The organism is Rhodococcus sp. Chr-9 (genome assembly GCF_000801125.1).
GTDB lineage: Bacteria > Actinomycetota > Actinomycetes > Mycobacteriales > Mycobacteriaceae > Rhodococcus > Rhodococcus pyridinivorans.
Genome location: NZ_JTIZ01000024.1, coordinates 64014 through 78987 on the forward strand (window position 1 = coordinate 64014; position 14974 = coordinate 78987).

Annotated in this window: 14 protein-coding genes; all 14 read left to right on the plus strand. The window is 69.6% G+C overall.

Features of this window, described 5'->3' with window-relative positions; translation table 11 throughout:
- The 14 genes from QR64_RS03100 (at position 1) to tyrS (ending at position 14679) form a co-directional block, all read left to right on the plus strand.
- Positions 1-237 (plus strand): hypothetical protein, encoded by a 237-nt coding sequence (locus tag QR64_RS03100; protein ID WP_197483262.1) that lies wholly within the window; start codon positions 1-3, stop codon positions 235-237.
- A complete protein-coding gene (locus tag QR64_RS03105; RefSeq protein WP_006553971.1) occupies positions 234-734 on the plus strand; it encodes a PspA/IM30 family protein in 501 nt (166 codons plus the stop codon). The genes QR64_RS03100 and QR64_RS03105 overlap by 4 nt, the downstream gene beginning before the upstream one ends.
- Before the next feature lie 59 nt (positions 735-793).
- A complete protein-coding gene (argC, locus tag QR64_RS03110) occupies positions 794-1867 on the plus strand; it encodes an N-acetyl-gamma-glutamyl-phosphate reductase (RefSeq protein WP_006553970.1) in 1074 nt (357 codons plus the stop codon).
- Positions 1864-3114 carry a bifunctional glutamate N-acetyltransferase/amino-acid acetyltransferase ArgJ gene (gene argJ / locus QR64_RS03115; RefSeq protein WP_039584034.1) on the plus strand — a complete coding sequence of 417 codons (1251 nt, stop codon included), beginning with the start codon at positions 1864-1866 and terminating at the stop codon, positions 3112-3114. Before argC ends, argJ begins: the two co-directional genes overlap by 4 nt.
- A complete protein-coding gene (gene argB, locus QR64_RS03120; protein ID WP_006554811.1) occupies positions 3111-4049 on the plus strand; it encodes an acetylglutamate kinase in 939 nt (312 codons plus the stop codon). Before argJ ends, argB begins: the two co-directional genes overlap by 4 nt.
- Complete coding sequence (locus QR64_RS03125) at positions 4046-5233, plus strand: acetylornithine transaminase (protein WP_033097677.1); 1188 nt, start codon at positions 4046-4048, stop codon at positions 5231-5233. Before argB ends, QR64_RS03125 begins: the two co-directional genes overlap by 4 nt.
- Positions 5234-5239: 6 nt before the next feature.
- Positions 5240-6169, plus strand: a complete 930-nt coding sequence (gene argF / locus QR64_RS03130; RefSeq protein ID WP_006554813.1) for an ornithine carbamoyltransferase — start codon at positions 5240-5242, stop codon at positions 6167-6169.
- 2 nt (positions 6170-6171) lie between these two features.
- Positions 6172-6681, plus strand: coding sequence for an arginine repressor (locus QR64_RS03135; protein ID WP_019289632.1), 510 nt, complete (start codon positions 6172-6174; stop codon positions 6679-6681).
- Positions 6682-6728: 47 nt separating this feature from the next.
- Positions 6729-7928, plus strand: coding sequence for an argininosuccinate synthase (locus tag QR64_RS03140; protein WP_006554815.1), 1200 nt, complete (start codon positions 6729-6731; stop codon positions 7926-7928).
- A gap of 2 nt (positions 7929-7930) precedes the next feature.
- Positions 7931-9352 carry an argininosuccinate lyase gene (argH, locus tag QR64_RS03145; RefSeq protein ID WP_039584035.1) on the plus strand — a complete coding sequence of 474 codons (1422 nt, stop codon included), beginning with the start codon at positions 7931-7933 and terminating at the stop codon, positions 9350-9352.
- 153 nt (positions 9353-9505) lie between these two features.
- Positions 9506-12490 carry an AMP-binding protein gene (locus tag QR64_RS03150; protein WP_006554817.1) on the plus strand — a complete coding sequence of 995 codons (2985 nt, stop codon included), beginning with the start codon at positions 9506-9508 and terminating at the stop codon, positions 12488-12490.
- A gap of 39 nt (positions 12491-12529) precedes the next feature.
- A complete protein-coding gene (locus tag QR64_RS03155) occupies positions 12530-12751 on the plus strand; it encodes a Trm112 family protein (protein ID WP_039584036.1) in 222 nt (73 codons plus the stop codon).
- Complete coding sequence (locus QR64_RS03160) at positions 12736-13386, plus strand: DNA-3-methyladenine glycosylase (protein ID WP_039584039.1); 651 nt, start codon at positions 12736-12738, stop codon at positions 13384-13386. Before QR64_RS03155 ends, QR64_RS03160 begins: the two co-directional genes overlap by 16 nt.
- A 15-nt stretch (positions 13387-13401) precedes the next feature.
- On the plus strand, positions 13402-14679 hold the full coding sequence (tyrS, locus tag QR64_RS03165; RefSeq protein ID WP_039584040.1) for a tyrosine--tRNA ligase: 1278 nt from the start codon (positions 13402-13404) through the stop codon (positions 14677-14679).
- Positions 14680-14974 lie beyond the last annotated feature (295 nt).

Here is a 14974-nt window from a genome sequence, read left to right on the forward strand (position 1 = left end):
GTGCCCGCCGCGGTCCTGAAGTTCGCCCTGAGGATCGGGCGCGCGTGGGGATCGACCGAGCACGGCCCGGAGCGGGTCGCCTTCCTGCAGTACCGTCCGGTGCTCGACAACCGGCGGTTGCGTGAGGAACTCGGTGTGCCCCTGCGGTACACGAGCCGGGAGGCCCTCGAGGCGTATCTGCAGGTTCGCGCCGAAGAGGACTCAGTGGCAGCCGAGCGACGTAGCCTGGAGGCATGAGCAAGGACGAAGCCGGCCGGGTGCCGTCTCCCGAGGAGCCCGACAAGCCGGAGCAGCCCGTCCCCGACGTGACCCCGGCCGGGCCGGAGACGCCGACGGTGCCGGATATTCCCCCGGCCCCGGACATCCCGGACGTGCCGCCGATCGACCCGGAGCCGAGCCCCGATCCCGACGTGACCCCACGCGAGGAAGACGTCCACGACGCTCAGGTCCACGACGCCGAGATCGTCGAACCGGGTGTCGTCGACACCGGATCCGTCGACGGCCCGGTCCGCGCACCGACGATCGAGGAGATCACCGGATACACCGCGGACGGGGTGCCGACCTTCGAATCGGTGCGTGAGAAGATCGAACAGCGTTCGGCGACCGCGCTCGGCGCGGAGGAACTCGCGCACGCGACGGGTGCGGGTCGCACGCTCGAGGAGCAGTACGAGGAGCGCAAGGCGGCCGCTGCCGACCGGCTCGCGGAGATCCGGCGGTCGTTGCGCTCGGAGTGAATCCTCCGAAAGGGACACCCCCTATGAAATGATTTGCATGAGGGTGCATAATCATTCGTATGGGTACTTCACCGGACTTCACCGCCACCTCCGAGTCGCCGCTACGGGTCGCCGTGGCCGGCGCCAGCGGCTACGCGGGCGGCGAGATCCTGCGCCTGCTCCTCGGCCACCCCGCCTACCAGGACGGCTCGCTCGTCATCGGCGCGCTCACCGCCGGGGGTAACGCGGGCGCCACCCTGCGCGAGTTCCATCCCCATCTGCTGCCGCTCGCCGACCGCGTGCTCGGCGCCACCGACATCGACACCCTGCTCGGGCACGACGTCGTCTTCCTCGGCCTGCCGCACGGCCACTCCGCCGTGATCGCCGAGCAGCTGCCCGAGACGACCGTCGTCATCGACTGTGGCGCCGACTTCCGGCTCGAGAACGCCGCCGACTGGCAGCGCTGGTACGGCAGCGACCACGCCGGCACCTGGCCCTACGGCATGCCCGAGCTGCCCGGCAAGCGCGACGCCCTCGTCGGGGCCACCCGCATCGCGGTCCCCGGTTGCTACCCGACCTCCGCCTTGCTCGCACTCGCACCGGCCGTCGCCGCCGGCATCGTCGAACCCGTCGTGAACGTCGTGGCCGTCTCCGGCACCTCCGGCGCCGGGAAGTCCCCGAAGGTCGAGCTGCTCGGCTCCGAGGTCATGGGCTCGGTCCGCGCCTACAGCGTCGGCGGCGCCCACCGGCACACCCCGGAGATCAAGCAGAACCTCTCCGCTCTTGCCGACACCGACGTGAAGGTCTCGTTCACCCCGATCCTCGCGCCCATGCCGCGCGGCATCCTCGCGACCTGCACCGCACCGACCACGGTGACCGCCGCCGAGGCCCGCGCCGTCTACGAGAAGGCCTACGCCGACGAACCGTTCGTGCAGCTGCTGCCGGAAGGCGCACTACCGGCCACCGGCGCGGTGGTCGGCTCGAACGCCGTCCAGATCGCCGTCACCGTCGACACCGACGCCGGACTGCTCATCGTCGTCGCCGCGCTCGACAACCTCACCAAGGGCACCGCCGGTGCCGCCGTGCAATCGATGAACCTGGCACTCGGCCTGCCCGAGACCGCCGGCCTGTCCACCGTGGGAGTGGCTCCGTGACCGAGAACAAGTACGCAGACGACGTCTACACCGGCGCCACCGAGATCGCCGGGGGACGCCTGATCCGCACCCAGGGTGTCACCAGTCCCGCCGGCTTCCGGGCCGCCGGCATCCCCGCCGGCATCAAGGTCTCGGGCAGACAGGACCTCGCGCTCGTGGTCAACGAGGGCCCCGAACTCACCGCCGCCGGTGTGTTCACCACCAACAAGGTCAAGGCCGCCCCCGTCCTGTGGTCCCAGCAGGTGCTGAAGTCCGGCAGCCTGCGCGCGGTGATCCTCAACTCCGGCGGCGCCAACGCGTGCACCGGTGCCGGTGGTTTCCAGGACACCCACGCCACCGCCGAGGCCGTCGCCGACGCCCTGAGCAACTGGGGCACCGAGACCGGTGCCGGTGAGGTCGCCGTGTGCTCGACCGGCCTGATCGGCGACCGTCTGCCGATGGACAAGGTGCTCTCCGGGGTGCAGGAGATCGTCCACGAACTCGCCGGAGGCATCTCCGGTGGCACCGACGCCGCCTACGCGATCATGACCACCGACACCGTGCCCAAGCAGGCCGCCCTGCACCACGCCGACAAGTGGAACGTCGGCGGCATGGCCAAGGGCGCCGGCATGCTCGCCCCCGCCCTGGCGACGATGCTGTGCGTGGTCACCACCGACGCCGTCGCGACCGCCGATCAGCTCGACACCGCGCTGCGCCACGCGTCCCGGCTCACCTTCGACCGCCTCGACGTCGACGGCGCGACCTCCACCAACGACACCGTGCTGCTGCTGGCCTCCGGCGCGAGCGGGATCACCCCGAGCCAGGACGAGCTCAACGCCGCCGTCCTCGCCGTGTGCGACGACCTCGCCGAGCAGATGATGGCCGACGCCGAGGGCGTCACCAAGCGGGTCACCGTCACCGTCCGCGGCGCCGCCAGCGAGGCCGACGCCCTGATCGGTGCCCGCACCGTCGCCCGCGACAGCCTCGTCAAGACCGCACTGTTCGGCTCCGACCCCAACTGGGGCCGCGTGCTCGCCGCCATCGGCATCGCCCCGATCGAACTCGACCCCGACAAGATCTCCGTGTCGTTCAACGGCAACCCGGTGTGCATCGACGGTGTCGGTGCGCCCGGCGCCCGCGAGGTCGACCTGTCCGCGGCCGACATCGCACTCGACATCGACCTCGGCCTCGGCAACGCGCAGGTGTCCATCCGCACCACCGACCTCTCGCACGCCTACGTCGAAGAGAACTCGGCGTACTCGTCGTGACCGGAACGAACACAGGAGACGACGTGACCGACGCACTGATCGCCGACCTCACCTCGCACCAGAAGGCGTTCGTCCTCGCCGAGGCCCTGCCGTGGCTGCAGAAGTTCCGCGACAAGATCGTCGTCGTCAAGTACGGCGGCAACGCCATGATCGACGACACCCTCAAGACCGCCTTCGCCGCCGACATGGCGTTCCTGCGCACCGTCGGCATCCACCCCGTCGTCGTGCACGGCGGCGGCCCGCAGATCAACGCCATGCTCGAGCGACTCGGCCTCGCAGGTGAATTCCGCGGCGGCTTCCGTGTCACCACCCCCGAGGTCATGGACGTCGTGCGGATGGTGCTCTTCGGGCAGGTCGGACGCGAACTCGTCGGCCTGATCAACAGCCACGGCCCCTACGCCGTCGGCACCTCCGGCGAGGACGCCGGACTGTTCACCGCGACCCGCCGCACGGTCGTCGTCGACGGCGAGGCCACCGACATCGGGCTCGTCGGCGACGTCACCAGCGTCGACCCCGGCGCGGTGCTCGACCTCATCGCCGCCGGGCGCATCCCCGTCGTCTCCACGATCGCGCCCGACGCCGACGGCGTGGTGCACAACATCAACGCCGACACCGCCGCGGCCGCCCTTGCCGAAGCGCTCGGCGCGGAGAAGCTGGTCGTGCTCACCGACGTCGAAGGCCTCTACACGAACTGGCCCGACCGCAGCTCGCTCACCTCGCGGATCGACGCCGACGCGCTTACCGCGCTGCTGCCGTCGCTCGACTCCGGCATGGTCCCGAAGATGGAGGCGTGCCTGCGCGCCGTTCAGGGGGGAGTGCCCACCGCGCACGTCATCGACGGGCGCCAGCCGCACTCCGTGCTCCTCGAACTGTTCACCGAAGAAGGCATCGGCACCATGGTGGTGCCGTCCTCCGAGAAGGAAGGCCCCGCATGACCGGCACGTCCGACCTCCAGCAGCGCTGGGCGGGTTCGCTGATGAACAACTACGGCGTGCCCAAGGTCGCGCTGGTCGCGGGCGACGGTGCCGTGCTCACCGACGCCGACGGCAAGCAGTACCTCGACCTGCTCGGCGGCATCGCCGTCAACAGCCTCGGCCACCGCCACCCGGCGATCATCGAGGCCGTCACCGCCCAGCTGAACCAGCTCGGCCACGTGTCGAACCTGTACGCCTCGCCGCCGGTGCTCGAACTCGCCGAGAAGCTCCTCGATCGCTTCGGTCACGAGGGCCGCGCCTTCTTCTGCAATTCCGGCACCGAGGCCAACGAGGCGGCCTTCAAGATCGCCCGGCTCACCGGACGGCCGAGGATCGTCGCGTGCGAGAAGGCCTTCCACGGCCGCACCATGGGCGCCCTCGCCCTGACCGGCCAGCCCGACAAGCGCGCCCCCTTCGAACCGATGCCCGCCGGCGTCGAGTTCGTGCCCTACGGCGACCTCGACGCCCTCGAGGCCGCGGTGGACGAGAACACCGCCGCCGTCTTCCTCGAACCGATCATGGGCGAATCCGGCGTCGTCGTCCCGCCCGAGGGTTATCTCGCCGGCGCGCGTCGCATCACCACCGAACGCGGCGCCCTGCTCGTGCTCGACGAAGTCCAGACCGGTATCGCCCGCACCGGTACCTTCTTCGCCCACCAGGCAGCGGGCATCACCCCCGATGTGATGACCCTCGCCAAGGGCCTCGGCGGCGGACTGCCCATCGGTGCGGTCCTCGCCACCGGTCCGGCCGCCGAGCTGTTCCGGCCCGGCAAGCACGGCACCACCTTCGGTGGCAACCCGGTGTGCGCCGCGGCCGCCCTCGCGGTGCTGCGCACGATCGACGAGCAGAACCTGCTCGACCACGTGAACACCGTCGGGAAGACCCTCGCCGCCGGCATCGAGGAACTCGGGCACCCGCTCGTCTCGCACGTGCGCGGCTCCGGGCTGCTCCTCGGTGTCGTCCTCACCGCCGCGAAGGCGCCGGCCGTCGAGACCGCCGCCCGCGAGGCCGGTTTCCTCGTCAACGCCGCCGCACCGGACGTGATCCGCCTCGCGCCCCCGCTGATCCTCACCGAACAGCAGGCCGAGAGCTTCGTGACGGCGCTGCCCGCCGTCCTCGACACCGCCGACCGGGAAGGGAACTGACGACCCGTGCTCCGCCATTTCCTGCGCGACGACGACCTCACCCCGGCCGAACAGACCGAGGTGCTCGAACTCGCCGCCGAACTGAAGAAGGCGCCGCTGTCCCGCCGCCCCCTCGAAGGGCCCCTCAGCGTCGCCGTGCTGTTCGACAAGACCTCCACCCGCACCCGCTTCTCCTTCGACGCCGGCATCGCCCAACTCGGCGGGCACGCCGTCGTCGTCGACACCGGCTCCACCCAGATCGGGAAGGGTGAGACCCTCGAGGACACCGCCCGGATGTTCTCCCGGTTCACCGAAGCGGTCGTGTGGCGCACCTACGGCCAGGACCGCATCGAGACGCTCGCCGAGCACTCGACCGTGCCCGTCGTCAACGCGCTCACCGACACTTTCCACCCCTGCCAGGTCCTCGCCGACCTGCAGACCATCCGCGAGAACAAGGGCGCCACCGCGGGCCTGCGGATGACCTACTTCGGCGACGGCGCCAACAACATGGCGCACTCGCTGATGCTCGGCGGCGTCACCGCCGGCATGCACGTGACCATCGCGTCCCCGGCCGGGTTCACCCCCGACTCGCAGGTCGTCGACGCGAGCCGCGCACGGGCAGAGGAGACCGGCGGCAGCGTCACCGTCACCGACGACCCGCGTACCGGAGCCAGCGGCGCCGATGTGCTCGTCACCGACACCTGGGTGTCGATGGGGCAGGAGGACGACGGCAAGGATCGCGAGGCACCCTTCCGGCCGTTCCAGCTGAACGACGACCTCGTCTCCCTTGCCGACACCGACGCGATCGTGCTGCACTGCCTGCCGGCCTACCGCGGCAAGGAGATCACCGCCGAGGTCATCGACGGACCGCGGTCTGTGGTGTGGGACGAAGCCGAGAACCGCCTCCACGCACAGAAGGCCCTGCTGGTGTGGCTGCTCGAGCAGAGCCGGAGCTGACCGTGAGCACCGCGGCGAACCATGCGGACAGTGCGGCGACGGCGCCGACGCGCGCGGCGCGGCAGGCCCGCATAGTCGCACTGCTCGCCGCGCACCCGGTGCGCAGCCACACCGAACTCGCCGCACTCCTCGCCGAGGACAGCATCGAGGTGTCCACCGCCACCCTGTCCCGCGACCTCGAGGAACTCGGCGCCGTCAAGCTCCGCGCGGCCGATGGGGGCGCCGGGGTGTACGTCGTCCCGGAGGACGGCAGCCCTGTGCGCGGCGTGACCGGAGGCACCGACCGCCTGTCCCGGTTGCTCGGCGAACTGCTGGTGTCCACCGACTCCAGCGGCAACATCGCCGTGCTGCGCACCCCACCGGGGGCGGCGCACTATCTGGCCAGTGCACTCGATCGGGCATCATTACCCGAGGTGGTCGGAACGATCGCCGGCGACGACACCATCGCGGTCATCGCCCGCGAACCGACGACGGGAGCCGAACTGGCCGCGAAAATCGAATCACTCGCCTGACCTACCACTCATAGACGCACGTCGAAATACGAAGGAGCACAAAGACAATGGCCGAACGCGTCGTACTCGCCTATTCGGGCGGGCTGGACACCTCCGTCGCCATCAGCTGGATCGGCAAGGAGACCGGCAAGGAGGTCGTCGCCGTGGCCATCGACCTCGGCCAGGGTGGCGAGGACATGGAGGTCGTGCGTCAGCGCGCCCTCGACTGCGGTGCCGTCGAATCGATCGTCGTCGACGCCAAGGACGAGTTCGCCAACGAGTACTGCCTGCCCACCGTCCAGGCCAACGCGCTCTACATGGATCGCTACCCGCTCGTCTCGGCCATCAGCCGCCCGCTGATCGTCAAGCACATCGTGCAGGCCGCCCGCGAGCACGGTGGCACCGTCGTCTCCCACGGCTGCACCGGCAAGGGCAACGATCAGGTCCGCTTCGAGGTCGGCTTCGGCGCCCTCGCACCCGACCTCCAGGTCATCGCACCGGTCCGCGACTACGCCTGGACCCGTGAGAAGGCCATCGCCTTCGCCGAGGAGAACGGCCTGCCCATCAACGTCACCAAGCGTTCGCCGTTCTCCATCGACCAGAACGTCTGGGGCCGCGCCGTCGAGACCGGCTTCCTCGAGGACCTGTGGAACGCCCCCACCAAGGACGTCTACGACTACACCGAGGACCCCACCGCCCACTGGCAGGCCCCCGACGAGCTGATCATCAGCTTCGAGGCCGGTCGCCCCGTCGCGATCGACGGCAAGCACGTCACCGTCCTCGAGGCCATCCAGGAACTCAACCGTCGCGCCGGCGCTCAGGGTGTGGGCCGCCTCGACATGGTCGAGGACCGCCTCGTCGGCATCAAGAGCCGCGAGATCTACGAGGCCCCCGGCGCCATCGCCCTCATCACCGCGCACCAGGAACTCGAGCACGTCACCCTCGAGCGCGAACTCGGCCGCTACAAGCGTCGCGTCGAGGAGCGCTGGAGCGAGCTGGTGTACGACGGCCTGTGGTACTCGCCGCTGAAGACCGCCCTCGACGCCTTCATCAAGAACACTCAGGAGCGCGTCACCGGCGACATCCGCATGGTGCTCCACGGCGGACACATCACCGTGAACGGCCGTCGCAGCCCCGAGTCGCTGTACGACTTCAACCTCGCCACCTACGACGAGGGTGACAGCTTCGACCAGTCCAACGCCAAGGGCTTCGTGCAGATCCACGGCCTGTCGTCGAAGGTCGCCGCGAAGCGCGATCTGGGCCTGTAGTCATGACGGCTCACGGCACCAACGAAGGTGCCCTGTGGGGCGGCCGGTTCGCATCCGGACCGGCCGCCGCCATGGCGGCGCTGAGCAAGTCCACGCACTTCGACTGGGCGCTCGCCCCGTACGACGTGCGCGCCTCCCAGGCCCACGCCAAGGTTCTGCACCGTGCCGGACTCCTCACCGACGACGACCTCGCCACGATGCTCGACGGCCTCGACCGGCTCGCCGCCGATGTGGCCTCCGGTGCGTTCGGCCCCGCCGAGTCCGACGAGGACGTGCACGGCGCGCTCGAACGGGGACTCATCGAACGGGTCGGCCCCGAGGTCGGCGGCCGGCTCCGCGCGGGCCGCTCCCGCAACGACCAGGTCGCGACGCTGTTCCGCATGTGGCTGCGCGACAGCGCGCGGCGCATCGCCGACGGTGTCCTCGATGTGGTCGATGCGATCGCCGACCAGGCCGCGGCGCACCCCGATGCCGTCATGCCGGGCAAGACGCACCTGCAGGCGGCGCAGCCCGTGCTGGTCGCGCACCACCTGCTCGCCCATGCGCATCCGTTGCTGCGCGACGTCGACCGGTTACGCGACTTCGACAAGCGCGCGGCGGTCTCGCCGTATGGGTCGGGAGCGCTCGCCGGATCGTCGCTCGGTCTCGACCCCGACGCGATTGCGGCCGACCTGGGCTTCGACTCGGCGGCGGACAACTCGATCGACGCCACCAGCTCCCGCGACTTCGCTGCAGAAGCGGCGTTCGTGTTCGCGCAGATCGCCGTCGACCTCTCCCGCATGGCGGAGGAGATCATCCTGTGGAGCACCCCCGAGTTCGGGTACGTCACCCTCGCGGACGAATGGTCGACCGGGTCGTCGATCATGCCGCAGAAGAAGAACCCGGACGTCTCCGAGCTCACCCGCGGTAAGGCCGGTCGCCTCATCGGCAACCTCACCGGTCTGCTGGCCACGCTCAAAGCGCAGCCGTTGGCCTACAACCGCGACCTGCAGGAGGACAAGGAGCCGGTCTTCGACTCCGTCGCACAGCTCGAGCTGCTGCTCCCGGCGATCGCAGGGCTCGTCTCGACGCTGACCTTCCACACCGAGCGCATGGCCGAGCTCGCACCCGCCGGATTCACCCTCGCGACCGACATCGCCGAGTGGATGGTCCGCCAGGGTGTGCCGTTCCGCGTCGCCCACGAGGCGGCCGGGGCGTGCGTGCGGGTCGCCGAAGGCCGCGGAGCCGGCCTCGAGGACCTCACAGACGAGGAGTTGGCCGGTGTAGATCCGGCACTGACCCCGCAGGTGCGGGAAGTGCTCACCGTCGAAGGCTCCATCGCCTCGCGCGACGCTCGCGGCGGCACCGCGGGCGTGCGGGTGGCCGAGCAACTCGGCCGCGTGCGCGACGCCGCGGCACAACTGCGCGACCGGGTTCGCGACTGACACGCCTGCCGTCCCGGGCACACCCCGAGTTGCCCGGGACGGTGAGGGCCGTGTGGCAGGCTGGCACATACTCTCGGCATGCAGCGGGTACCGGTGTAGAACCGCAGGTGCCGGGGACCGGTGCGGATACATCGTCGAGAAGGGGAACGGACCGTGGGACTGGACGCCGATGTAGTGACCGAGTCGGTGCGACGGCTCGTCGCCACTGCCCAGAACGGTCTCGAAGTCCTGCGCTTCGGTGGCCTCGAACCCGGCCGGTCGTCGTCGCCCTATCAGGTCGTCGAGCGCACCTCCATGTACCGGCTCCGCCGGTACTTCCCCGAATCCGACACCGCCTCCACGGGCATCCCCGTCGTTCTCGTACCACCGATGATGGTGTCCGCCGAGGTGTACGACGTCACCCGTGACGCCGGCGCCGTCGGCAGCCTCCACGAAGCGGGTCTCGATCCGTGGGTCGTGGACTTCGGATCGCCCGACCAGGAGGAGGGCGGCTGGAAGCGCACCCTCACCGATCACATCCTCGCCCTCGACGAGGTCGTCGACTGCGTCCGTGCCTACACCGGTCGCGACGTGCATCTCGGCGGATACTCGCAGGGTGGCATGTTCTGCTATCAGGTCGCGGCCTATCGGCGCAGCCGCGGCATCGCGAGCCTGATCACCTTCGGCAGCCCGGTCGACACCCTCGCCGCCCTGCCGTTCGGGATCCCGGAGATCGTCGCGACCCACTCCGCCGACTTCCTTGCCGACCACGTCTTCAACCGCCTCGCGATCACCGGATGGATGGCGCGCACCGGCTTCCAGCTGCTCGATCCGGTCAAGACGCTGCGATCGCGCATCGACTTCCTGCTCCAGCTCCACGACCGGGAGGCGCTGTTGCCGCGCGAGCCGCAGCGCCGATTCCTCGACACCGAGGGATGGGTGGCGTGGTCCGGTCCCGCCGTCGCGGAGGTACTGCGCCAGTTCATCGCCCACAACCGCATGGTCAGCGGTGGGTTCGTCATCAATGACCGGGCCGTGAGCCTCGCCGAGATCACCTGTCCCGTCCTCGCAGTCGTCGGCGAGGTCGACGACATCGGGCAACCGCTCGCCGTGCGCGGCATCCGCAAGGCCGCACCCCGCGCGGAGGTCTACGAATACACCTTGCGCGCAGGTCATTTCGGACTCGTCGTGGGCAGTGTCGCCGGCCAGCAGACGTGGCCGTCGGTCGGGGAATGGGTGCAGTGGCGCGAGGGCGTCGGGGACCGGCCCGTCGGCATCGCGCCGATGGCGGTGCCGAACCCCACCGACGAGGGCACGGGCGTCTCGGTCGCATCCCGCATCACGCACACGGCCGCAACGCTCGCCGACGTCGGGACCGATCTCGGCAAGGGGCTCGCGGGGATCGCGGTCGGTGCCGTCCGCGGCGCACGCGATCTCACCGGGGAGGCCGCCCGCGCCCTTCCCCGCCTCGCGCGGCTCGGGCAGATCCAGCCGCGCACCCGCATCTCCGTCGGCGGTCTGCTCGCCGAGATCGGCCGCAAGTCGCCGAAGCGGGAGTGCTTCATCTTCGAGGACCGGGTCTACACCTTCGAGGCCGTCAACCGGCGGATCGACAACGTCGTCCTCGGGCTCGCCGACAACGGCATCCGTCCCGCGATGCACGTCGGCATCCTCATGGACGTGCGCCCCAGCGCAATGGCGGCGGTCGCGGCGATCTCCCGCCTCGGCGCCGTCTCCGCCCTCATCCCGCCGGGACCGGACATCGCCGAGGCCGTGCGACTGGGCGGTGTCGAAAAGATCGTCGCCGATCCCGAGAACCTCGACGCGGCCGTCGCGACCGGTCTTCCCGTGCTGGTCCTCGGCGGCGGCGACGTCCGCGACCTCGACGTCGAGCCCGGCGCCGACGTCGTCGATCTCGAACGACTCGACATCTCCTCCGTGCAACTGCCGGGCTGGTACGTCCCCGATCCCGGACTCGCGCGCGAACTCGCATTCATCCTGTTCTCCGGTGGTGGCGACACGCTCGCGGTGCGGCGGGTCACCAACTACCGGTGGGCGCTGTCGGCCTTCGGTACCGCCACCGCCGCCTCGCTCGGCCGCGGTGACACCATGTACTGCCTTGCGCCCCTGCATCATTCGTCCGGTCTGCTGGTCAGTTTCGGCGGGGCGCTCGCGGGCGGGGCGCGTATCGCACTGTCGCGCGGGTTGAATCCGTCGCTCTTCAGCGACGAAGTGCACCGCTACGGCGTCACCGTCGTCACCTATACCTGGTCGATGATGCGTGAGGTGCTCGACAGCCCGTCGCTGCACATCGACGCCATCCATCCCATCCGGTTGTTCATCGGTTCCGGCATGCCACCGGGCCTGTGGCGCCGCACGCTCGACCGGTTTGAGCCCGCCCGGGTTCTCGAGTTCTACGCGTCGACCGAGGGCGACGTCGTGCTCGCGAACGTCTCCGGTTCGAAGATCGGCTCGAAGGGCCGGCCGTTGCCCGGTAGCGCCGATGTGCGCCTCGCTGCCTACGACGCCGGCGTCGGCCGACTCGTGGAGGACGAACGCGGCTTCGTGCGGGAGGCTCAGGTCGGCGAGGTCGGACTGCTGCTCGGCAGACCCGGTCCCGCAGCCTCGGCAATCACCGGTGTGATGCGCGGCGTGTTCGAACCGGGCGACGTGTGGGTGCCCACCGACAACCTGTTCCGACGCGACGACGACGGCGACTACTGGTTGCTCGACAGTCGGGGGACGGTGATTCCCACCTTCCACGGCCCGGTTTTCACCCAGAGCGTGGCGGACGTGCTCGAAGCGATCCCGCGTGTCGATCTCGCCGTCGCCTACGGCATCTCGGTGGGAGGTCGCGACATCGCAGTGGCCGGCTGCTCGCTGCGGGGCAACCGTGCACCGACGGCCGCGGAGATCACTGCGGCGTTCGACTCGGTCTCGGCCGACGAGCGACCCGATCTCGTGCACGTCGTGCCCGACATCCCGTTGGGCCCGTCCTATCGCCCGTCCGCCGATCGTCTGCGCGAACAGGGATTGCCCGTGCCCACCGTCCGTACCTGGTACCTGAACCCCGACACCGGGACGTACAAGCGGTTCACCAAAGCCGTGGCCACGGCGTGGAAGGCGGGCACGGCCGGTTCGCCCGCCGGGGCGCGGTAGCCTGGGTCCGGTTCGGTTCCGCCCTTCGAAAGGACATCCGTGGCTGTCGATCCCACGTTGCTGAGCATTCTGGCCTGTCCGGAGGACAAGGGGCCGTTGCTTCTCGTCGACGACGCCGTCCTGTACAACCCGCGACTGCGGCGGGCGTATCCGATCGAGAGCGGTATTCCCGTCCTCCTCGTCGACGAGGCGCGGGAGGTCAGCGACGCCGAGCACGAGGACTTCACCGCGCGCGGTGTCGCCGGATGGAGCACCGACTGAGCCGCAATCATCGATCCGTCCGCGGCGAACTCGAAAGACTCGATCCGGTCGAGGCCGCCGAAGCGCTGCTCGGAGCAACCATCCGAGTGGGGGAGACCGCCGTCCTGCTGACGGAGGTCGAGGCCTACGGCGGCCCCGAGGACGGACCGTGGCCGGACCCCGCCGCGCACTCGTACCGCGGACCGACCCCGCGCAATTCGGTCATGTTCGGACCAGCGGGACATCTGTACGTCTACCGCAGTTACGGACTGCACTTCTGCGCGAACGTCTCCCTCGGTCCCGACGGCACCGCTGCGGCGGTGCTGTTGCGCGGTGGTGAGGTGATCGCGGGGGAGCAGGCCGTCCGTTCCCGGCGCACGTCCGGCACGCCGTTCGCGAACCTTGCGCGCGGTCCGGGCAATCTCGCTGCTTCGCTCGGTCTCGATCTGGCCGACAACGGCATCGACGTGGATGGTTCCGACGCTCGGGTGCGGGTGGAACTCCCGGCCGAACCGCTGGTCGGGGAGGCCGCGCGGGGACCGCGGGTGGGGATCAGCGTGGCGGCCGACAGACCGTGGCGGTTGTGGGTTCCCGGGGCGATCGGGGTCTCCGCGTACCGGCGCAGCCCACGCGCGCCCGCTGCGCCTCGAGCGTGATGGGATGATCGAACGGTGACTGAGCACATTCTCGACGAACTGACCTGGCGCGGGCTCATCGCGCAATCGACCGATCTCGACGCACTTCGAGGCGAACTCGACAAGGGTCCGATCACCCTCTATGCCGGTTTCGATCCGACCGGCCCGAGCCTGCACGCCGGTCACCTCGTTCCGCTCCTCGCACTCAAGCGTTTCCAGCGCGCCGGCCATCGGCCCATCGTTCTCGCAGGTGGCGCGACCGGCATGATCGGTGACCCGCGGGACGTGGGGGAGCGCACCATGAACTCCGCCGACACCGTCGCCGAGTGGGCAGGGCGGATCCGTGGGCAGCTCGAGCGGTTCGTCGACTTCGACGACTCCCCGACGGGAGCCGTGGTCGTGAACAACCTCGACTGGACCGGAAAGCTGTCCGCGATCGACTTCCTGCGCGACATCGGGAAGCACTTCTCGATCAACGTGATGCTCGCCCGCGACACCGTCAAGCGCCGCCTCGAAGGTGACGGCATCTCGTACACCGAGTTCAGCTACATGCTCCTGCAGGCCAACGACTACGTGCAGCTCCGCCGCGAGTACGGATGTGCGCTGCAGGTCGGTGGTTCCGATCAGTGGGGCAATATCATCGCCGGCGTCGAGCTCAACCGCCGTACCGACGGCGAGAGTGTGCACGCCTTGACCGTCCCGCTCGTGACCTCGTCCGACGGCAAGAAGTTCGGCAAGTCCACCGGTGGTGGCAGCTTGTGGCTCGACCCGGAGATGACGAGCCCGTACGCCTGGTACCAGTACTTCGTCAACGCTGCCGACGCCGACGTCATGAAGTACCTGCGCTGGTTCACCTTTCTCGACAAGGACGAACTCGCCGAACTCGAGACCGCCACCACGGAGCGTCCGCACGCACGGGAGGCCCAGAAGCGACTCGCTGCCGAGATGACCACGCTCGTGCACGGAGCGCACAACACCGCAGCGGTCGAGTTGGCCAGCCGCGCCCTCTTCGGGCGAGGCGAGCTGGGCGAGCTGGACGAGCCCACGCTCGCGGCCGCCCTGACCGAGGCATCCGTGACGGAGCTCCGCGCCGGCGAGCCGGACACGATCATCGACCTGCTCGTCGCGTCGGGGCTGTGCGAGAGCAAGGGAGCTGCGCGTCGCACCATCAAGGAAGGCGGCGCGTCGGTCAACAACGTCCGTATCGCCTCGGAGGGGTGGACCCCGCGCGACGGAGAGCTGCTGCACGGACGCTGGCTCGTCCTGCGTCGGGGCAAGCGGAACTTCGCCGGTGTGCGAGTCGTCCGCGACTGAGGCCTTTGCCGACGCTGGCGAGCCCCTGACCAGCGGGTTTGACGGCGCGTTAGCGTCGGCGTAACTTAGTCGTCGTTCGAGCGACACCGAACAGCCCGCCGGACCGAGAGGTTCGGAAACAGGCATGTTCGATGTCGCATCGATCGGCTCTCACAGAAGAGAACGGGAAAGCAACGATTTGCGGCCCTGAAATCGGACGTGATAGCTTGGAACGGTTGCCTCGGAGCGAGCCGGACAGGTGTCCGGTAACGTGATGATGTGTGCGTGTTCTTTGAGAACTCAACAGTGTGCCGAT

Bases quoted from the DNA above. Each gene is read 5' to 3' on its own strand.
- argH (WP_039584035.1), top strand. From the start codon at position 7,931: ATGACGGCTCACGGCACCAACGAAGGTGCCCTGTGGGGCGGCCGGTTC.
- QR64_RS03160 (WP_039584039.1), top strand. From the start codon at position 12,736: ATGGAGCACCGACTGAGCCGCAATCATCGATCCGTCCGCGGCGAACTC.
- QR64_RS03105 (WP_006553971.1), top strand. From the start codon at position 234: ATGAGCAAGGACGAAGCCGGCCGGGTGCCGTCTCCCGAGGAGCCCGAC.
- argC (WP_006553970.1), top strand. From the start codon at position 794: ATGGGTACTTCACCGGACTTCACCGCCACCTCCGAGTCGCCGCTACGG.
- QR64_RS03125 (WP_033097677.1), top strand. From the start codon at position 4,046: ATGACCGGCACGTCCGACCTCCAGCAGCGCTGGGCGGGTTCGCTGATG.
- QR64_RS03140 (WP_006554815.1), top strand. From the start codon at position 6,729: ATGGCCGAACGCGTCGTACTCGCCTATTCGGGCGGGCTGGACACCTCC.